At 64.0% G+C, this 6,919-nt stretch carries 6 protein-coding genes; 4 read left to right on the top strand and 2 right to left on the bottom strand.

Going from position 1 to position 6,919, the window contains the following annotated elements; all coding sequences use genetic code 11:
• Positions 1-785 (top strand): OmpA family protein (locus AC1DUB_RS05910; protein ID WP_477728710.1); only part of this gene is annotated, 785 nt, incomplete at its 5' end.
• 21 nt (positions 786-806) lie between these two features.
• Here the strand turns inward: AC1DUB_RS05910 and AC1DUB_RS05905 are convergent.
• Entirely contained in the window at positions 807-3,008 is a 2,202-nt protein-coding gene (locus AC1DUB_RS05905; RefSeq protein WP_477728709.1) for a CHASE2 domain-containing protein, read from the bottom strand.
• A 186-nt stretch (positions 3,009-3,194) separates the two neighbouring features.
• Positions 3,195-4,124, bottom strand: coding sequence for a LysR substrate-binding domain-containing protein (locus tag AC1DUB_RS05900; protein ID WP_477728708.1), 930 nt, complete (start codon positions 4,122-4,124; stop codon positions 3,195-3,197).
• Between the two features lie 509 nt (positions 4,125-4,633).
• Here AC1DUB_RS05900 and AC1DUB_RS05895 point away from each other — a divergent pair.
• From AC1DUB_RS05895 to AC1DUB_RS05885, 3 genes are all read left to right on the top strand, one after another.
• On the top strand, positions 4,634-5,149 hold the full coding sequence (locus AC1DUB_RS05895) for a DUF1269 domain-containing protein (RefSeq protein WP_477728707.1): 516 nt from the start codon (positions 4,634-4,636) through the stop codon (positions 5,147-5,149).
• Between the two features lie 63 nt (positions 5,150-5,212).
• The gene (locus AC1DUB_RS05890) at positions 5,213-5,701 is read left to right on the top strand and encodes a hypothetical protein (protein WP_477728718.1); all 489 of its coding nucleotides are present in this window, start codon (positions 5,213-5,215) and stop codon (positions 5,699-5,701) included.
• A 33-nt stretch (positions 5,702-5,734) separates the two neighbouring features.
• Positions 5,735-6,916, top strand: coding sequence for a cytochrome c oxidase subunit II (locus tag AC1DUB_RS05885; RefSeq protein ID WP_477728706.1), 1,182 nt, complete (start codon positions 5,735-5,737; stop codon positions 6,914-6,916).
• The last annotated feature ends 3 nt before the right edge of the window (positions 6,917-6,919 follow it).

Raw genomic sequence — 6,919 nt, 5'->3', positions numbered from 1 at the left:
GCCAGAACGAATACTTCCAGGCCAACCGCTCCTACGTCAACGCCAGCTACGACCAGATCATTGCGCAGGCGCGCACGCTGGCGGGCATGGGGCAGCTGGTGACGGCGCTCAACGTCAAGCGCGCCGATGTGCCCGGCGCCCAGGATGCGGGGCAGGACCGCTCCGGCATCGACCCGGCCGAGCTGTGCCCGCAGGATGAGACTGTGGTTGAGACCATGGATCAGATCAGGGCCCGCCTGGCGGTTGCGCCCAGGCGCACCGGCTCCTATGTCGTGCTGCTGCCCAGCCCGGACAACAGCGTGGGCCGCGTAGTGGTGCAAGGCGACCGGGGCGAGCAGGTTCTGGCCCAGGCCCAACAGGGCGCATTGCTGGACGGCAGCGCGCCGCCTTTCGATGTCAACAAGGCGCAGGTGGAGCGTGATTTCGGTGCCGCCATGGCCGCCCGCCCACCGCTGCCCGAATCGTTCACGCTCTACTTTCAGCGCGGCAGCACCGAGTTGACGGCAGCGTCGAAGGCCGTGATGCCGCGCATCAAGGAACTCGCCAAGGCCCGCAAAGCGCTGGACATCACGGTGGTCGGCCACACCGACACCTTGGGTACGACCGAATCGAACGAAGTCCTGGGGCTCAGGCGCGCGAATGCCATTGCCCGGCAAATGCAGCAGCTCGGCCTGAAAAATATGGCGATCGTGGTGGAGTCAAACGGCGCACGCAGCCTTTTGGTGGCTACGCCCAAAAATACCGATGAGCCGCGTAACCGCCGCGCAGAGATAACCGTGCGCTGACGGTGACGGTGACGGGGGCGCTCATTTCTCGGCCATCACGATAAGGTCGTCTGCAGCACCCTCGCGCAACCTGCGCAGGTGCAGGGCCACCAGCGGGTCATGAGGGTGGCGCTCGGCCAGGGCTTCAAAATATTCACAGGCGAGTGTCGGATGATGCATCTCGCCGGGTTGCAGCAGGCGCATGGCCGCGTCGTAGTCGGCGGGCGCGGCGCAGTTGGCGGCATTGGTGGTGGCCAGCGGCTCAAACACCAACAACGGCTTGCTCTTGCCTTTGAGCACCAGTTGCCCGACGCGCCGCACCGGCACATCTGCACAGCCCTCTAGAATGGCATGCGACACGCAGACGCGCGTGCCCAGGTGCTTGTTGACGGTTTCCAGCCGTGCTGCGGTATTGATCGGGTCGCCCAGCGCCCGGTAGTCAAACAGGGTCTTGCCGCCAAAATTGCCGACAATCACCTCGCCGCTGTGGGAGCCGATGCGGGTGTGTCCCCAGGGAATGCCTTGAGCCTGCAGCCGGGTCGCATAGGCCGAGGCAAAGGTGTCCATCTCCAGCGCGCAGTTGAGGGCGCGCTGGCGGTGATCGGCCTGCTGCACAGGGGCTGAAAACAGCACGGCCACCGCGTCGCCCACGATGCGGTCCAGCGTGCCCTCGTGCTTGAAGACAATGCCCAGCATGGCATCCAGGTAGTCGTTGAGCAGGGCTACCGCCTGAGCCGGATCGCCGGCCTCCATCATGGTGGTGAAGCCCGCCAGGTCGGTGAAGACGAAGCTGCAGACCTGGCGCTGGCCTCCCAGTTCCAATTTTTCGCGGTGCGCCACCAAATGGGCCACCCTGTTGGGCGACACATAGCGTGAAAAAGCCTCGCGTACCCAGCGCTGTTCACGTTCACTGACCAGATGGTGCATGCCGCTGGCCAGCCCGAAACTCACCAGGATGACCAGGCCTGGGTTGATGGCGTCGAGCAGCAGGTGTTCGGCCACGAACGCATACCAGGCGCCACCGAACAAGGCCGCCAGCACCCCTGCAGCCGCTGCGGTTGCCCATCTGGCGGGGGTCCCCAGCGCCAGCAGGCCGACGACCAGCGAGCCCAGCACCAGCGTCAGCAGCTCGACGCCACCGGCCCAGGCGGGGCGCTGCAGGTATTGACCCGACAACAGCTGTTCCAGCGCCAGCGCATGGGCCTGCACACCCGGCATCATTTTGCCCATGGGGTTGAAGCGCAAATCCATCAGCCCGGCAGCCGAACTGCCGATCAGCACGATGTGTCCATCCAGCAGTTTGGTGTCGGCCTGTCCGTTCAGGACGTGCGCTGCCGACACGAAGCGGCCGGGTTGATCTTCGGTGTAGTGCAACCAGATTTCAGCCTGCGCGTTGGTGGGCACCGTGACGCCGCCGATGCGCACGTCCTGCACGCCTGCCTCATTACTGCGCAGCAAGAGGTTGCGCTCACCTTGGGCGACGCGCAGGGCCTCGGCGCTCAAGGTGGGCACAATCTGTTGACCCAGGCGAAGCAACAGGGGCACCCGGCGCACCACGCCATCGGCATCAGCCGCAAAATTAAGCGCGCCCAGCCCGGCCGCGCTGCCCCGCAGTACCGGCAACGGCCAGAGCACGGTGTCAAAGCCATGAAGCCATTGCGCCGGGTTGCTGGCGCCGCTGCCAACGATGCGATAGGGCAGTGTGGAAGGCGCATCGGCGGGGGCGTCGGAGGTGGTTGCCGCGGATGCGCTGGAGGCTCCGCTGCGGGACAAGCTGCTGCCCAGCACCACGTTCCGGCCGACCAGCGTTTTGCCCAGCACCGCGTCATGATCGGGCAGGCGCTGTAGCAGGGGGCCGACCTTCGGGTTGTTCCAGAGTTGCGCCATGGCCGCCGGTGAGGTGCGATCCGGCTCGGTCAGCAGCACGTCAAACGCGATCGCTGCCGTGCCAGCCTCATTCAGGCGCTGTACCAGCTCGGCCAGCCGGGTCCGCGGCCAGGGCCACTGGCCGTAGGCTTTCAGACTGGTCTCATCGATGTCCACCACACGCACGGCCATCGGCGTATAAGGGCGCGGATGCCAGCGCTGGAACTGGTCAAACTGCGCCAGCCGCAGGTTTTGCACCGGGATCGGGTCGGTGAACCACAGCGCCAGTCCGCTCAAGGCGATGACCAGCACCAGCGTGACCGCCGCGACATTGGACAAGACACCGGGGAGCCTGCGTAACGATAAGCCTCGGAACATGGTTGATTCCTGTAGACGTTGCCGCCCATTATGTGGGGCGGACCCTGATGACGGGAGTTTTATGTCGACGGGTGCTCGAAAGGCCTTGCCGGTTGCCTGGCCGGCGTGAGCGGTGTGTCCCGGATCCAGAGGTGAGCCAGCTGAGCCGCTACGGCTACTGCTACGAGTATGGTTAGCGAGCGGAGTCTAAGGCTTGCTTGCCACCGAGCGTTTCGTAAATGACAGCGCCACAAAGTCGACGAACGCCCGGACACGCGCGGTCAGCTGGTGGCGCTGCGGATAGACGGCGTGGATGTCGGCATCGGGCGTGTAGTAATGAGGCAGCACCTGCACGAGGCTGCCGGATTTCAGGTGGCGCTCGATGTCCCATTCGGCACGCATCAGGATGCCGTGGCCGTTGAGCGCCCAGTTGACGGCGATCTCGCCGTCGTTGGTGGTCAGGTTGCCACGGGTCTTGACGGCCTCGGTGGTCACGTTTCGGCCGCGGCCGCTTGCCAGGCGCCACACGCCATAAGCCTCTTCACCCTGCCGGATGCCGATGCAGTTGTGCCGGGTCAGGTCGTTCGGGACCTTGGGTGTGCCGTGCTTGGCCAGATAGGCGGGGGACGCGCACAGCAGCCGCCGGTTCGGCGCGATGTGTCTGGCGATCACGCGGGCGTCCGGCGGCGCGCCGAACCGGATACAGACATCGAACGAGTCGTCCGTCAGGGGCGGCGGGTTGACTGACAGCTGCAACTGCACCTCGACCTGCGGGTACTTGCGGACAAATCTGGAGATGATCGGTGCCACGTGCGTGCGCCCGAAGCCGAGCGTCGCATTGACCCTGAGCAGGCCCTTCGGGGTGGACCTGGACACGCCGAGCAGTTCCGCCATGTCATTGATTTCCCCAAGAATGCGGCGTGCATGCTCCAGGTACAGCTCGCCTTCCGGTGTCAGGCTCATGCGCCGCGTCGTCCGGTTCACCAGCGGCACACCTACCCGCGACTCCATCAGCGCCAGATGCTTGCTCACGGCGGGCGTGGTGATGCCGAGTTCCCGTGCGGCGGCGCTCAGGCTGCCGGCACTCGCGAGGGCGGAGAAAAAGCCCAGGTCGGCAGGTTGAATTTCAGGTGTCATAGGCGCTCAATTGTTAAATTCAGGTAAACAGTGATTTCACTATAGCGGTGGGCATGAGGGCTGTCGAATTCGACGACGGGGGCCCAGCGAACAGCAGCGCCGACATGCCAACGCCGGCATGCGGCGTTGATGCTGAGGCAGGCCAGGCCAGGTCAGGTCAGGTCAGTTCAGGTCAGTTCAGTCGGCCATCCAGAAGCTGGACAGGCAAACAACGCTTGACTCAACAGGTCTCGCAGGTGAGCAAATCCACCACCACCACTACCACTACCACTACCACTACCACTACCACTACCACTACCACTACCACTACCACCACCACCACCACCACCACCACCACCACCACCGCGTCACGCTGAGCAGTTGCGGTTTACCCGCTCGCGGGGCCGTTCTTTGAGGGGGAGACGACGCAACTTGCACTCAGCTTGCACTCACCTGTTCGCGGGTGTATAAATTGATTGCGTTTTGATCTGTATCCCACAGTCACACAGAGTGATGAAAAGGGGGGGCTTATGAGCAGACGAGTCTATTGGTTACTACCTGATGTGGCCAGCGCCAGGCAAACGGTGAATGACTTGCTGGTGGCGCGTGTGCCGGTGCAGCATATCCATTGTTTTGGACGGGAGGGCACCAACCTCGCGGGTCTTCATCCCGCCAATGTCTTTCAGACGACAGACGTGATTTACGCGGCCGAACTGGGCCTGCTGATCGGTGGCGTGATCGGTATCGCGGCGGGTATCCTGGTGGCCATGTACTATCCCCTCGGATTTGCTTCGTTGCAGTGGGGTGTTGTGGCCATACTGGGTGTGCTCGGTGCCCTGTTTGGGGCCTGGTCGTCCAGCCTGATTGGCATTTCCGTGCCGAGCCATCGGCTCAAGCGTTTTGAGGCCGCCATCGAGCGTGGCGAAATCCTGCTGATGGTGGATGTGGCGAGTTTGCAGGTCAAGGAAATCGAAAACCTGCTGCAGGCTTCGCACCCTGAAGCGCGTCTGGAAGGCGAGGACCCGGATACCCCGGTGTTCCCCTGAGGAGCCGGGATGCGCGCGGGTCACCTGACACGTGCGCAGTCCCTCAAACTGGCGGAGGTGGCCATGGACCTTCATCTGCATTCTTACGAGAGGCAGCACCAGCCGGACTGGCCTGCGGCGGCGGTCGCCGGCCTTGCGGCCGGGGCGGTGCTGATGGTGCTGGAGCTGTTCTGGTCGACCCTGGTTTCTGGCGAGAGCCCGTGGGTCGTGTCATACATGATCTCTGCGATCGTGACGGGGCCTGAGACCCTGCAATCGACAGATTTCAGCGTCACGGTGGTGGCCGTGGCCCTCGCGGCTCACTATGTGCTGGGTGTCCTGTTTGGATTGGTACTCGTTGCCATCATCGTGCCGTTCCGGCTGGATTCGACAGTGGGCATGGTGTTGCTGGCCGGCGCGGTGTTCGGCGTGGCGCTGTATCTGCTGAATTTTTACGGCATGACCCGCTTCTTTCCCTGGTTCGCCGAATTGCGTGGCGCACCAACCGCGATAACCCACCTGATTTTTGGGGTGACGGCTGCATTTTTGTACTGGAAGTTCAATCGGCATTGAAGGGGTGGCCGGCACCGAACCGAGAGGATGCGAATGGTTTTTGCTTATGTCCTCATTGTCATCGTCATCGGATCGGTGTTGTTCCACTTTGTCAGTCCCTGGTCGGCGACGCCGCTGGCCTCGAACTGGCAGTCGATGGACGATACGCTGACCATCACGCTGGTCGTCACAGGCCTTTTTTTCGTCGTCATCAATTTTTTTGTCGCCTACACGCTGTTTCGTTATCGGCATCGCGAAGGCAGCCGCGCATCCTATGAACCCGAGAACAGCAGGCTGGAGCGCTGGCTGATCGGGATCACCACGGTCGGCATCGCGTTGCTGCTGGCGCCCGGACTTTTTGTCTATGCCCAATACATCAATGCGCCGCGCGAGGCCATCGTGCTGGAGATACTGGGCCAGCAATGGCAGTGGTACTACCGCTTTCCCGGCGCAGACGGCAAGCTGGGCCCGACCGATGCGCGCTTCGTCAGCGCTGCCAACCCGTTCGGCCTCGACGCGCGCGATCCGGTCGGGCAGGACGACTTCCTCGTCGCCGGCACCGAGGTCCACCTGCCGCTGAACAAACCGGTCAAGGTGCTGCTGCGCTCACACGACGTGCTGCACGACTTCTTCGTTCCGCCGTTTCGTGCGCGCATGAACATCGTGCCGGGCCAGATGAGCACATTCTGGTTCACACCCACTGTGCTCGGCCGTTACGAGGCCATGTGCGCGCAGCTGTGCGGCATCGGTCATCCCAATATGCGCGGCCAGGTGGTGGTGGAAGACGAGGCCGCGTTCCAGGCCTGGCTGAAGACGCAGCCCACCTTTGCGGTGACCATGGCGAGCGCCGGCCGCCCGGCCACTGCAACACCGGCCACCGGTGCCGACAGCCTGGTCGCCCAGGGCCAGGCGCTGGCCCAATCCAGGGGCTGTGCGGCGTGCCATACGGTGGACGGCAGCGCCCGGATCGGGCCGACCTGGAAGGGACTGTACGGCACGACCCGGACACTCGCCGACGGCACCACCGTACGGGCCGACGAGGACTATCTGAGGCGCTCCATCCTCGAGCCCCAGGCGCAGGTGGTGAAGGGTTTTCCGCCCATCATGCCGCCGGCGAACCTGGGCAGCGACGAGGTGGCTGCGCTGCTGGCCTACATCCAGTCCCTGGGCGGCGCGGCTTCGGCCGCACCCGCACCCGTACCTGTACCCGCACCTGGGCAGAAGGCGCAGCGGTGAAGC

Source organism: Polaromonas sp. P4_F9 (genome assembly GCF_056401235.1).
This window is presented reverse-complemented; position numbering and strand designations above follow the sequence as displayed.

Excerpts from the sequence above, each read along its gene's own strand:
- AC1DUB_RS05885 (WP_477728706.1), top strand. The coding sequence starts at position 5,735 with ATGGTTTTTGCTTATGTCCTCATTGTCATCGTCATCGGATCGGTGTTG.
- AC1DUB_RS05895 (WP_477728707.1), top strand. The coding sequence starts at position 4,634 with ATGAGCAGACGAGTCTATTGGTTACTACCTGATGTGGCCAGCGCCAGG.
- AC1DUB_RS05905 (WP_477728709.1), bottom strand. The coding sequence starts at position 3,008 with ATGTTCCGAGGCTTATCGTTACGCAGGCTCCCCGGTGTCTTGTCCAAT.
- AC1DUB_RS05900 (WP_477728708.1), bottom strand. The coding sequence starts at position 4,124 with ATGACACCTGAAATTCAACCTGCCGACCTGGGCTTTTTCTCCGCCCTC.
- AC1DUB_RS05890 (WP_477728718.1), top strand. The coding sequence starts at position 5,213 with ATGGACCTTCATCTGCATTCTTACGAGAGGCAGCACCAGCCGGACTGG.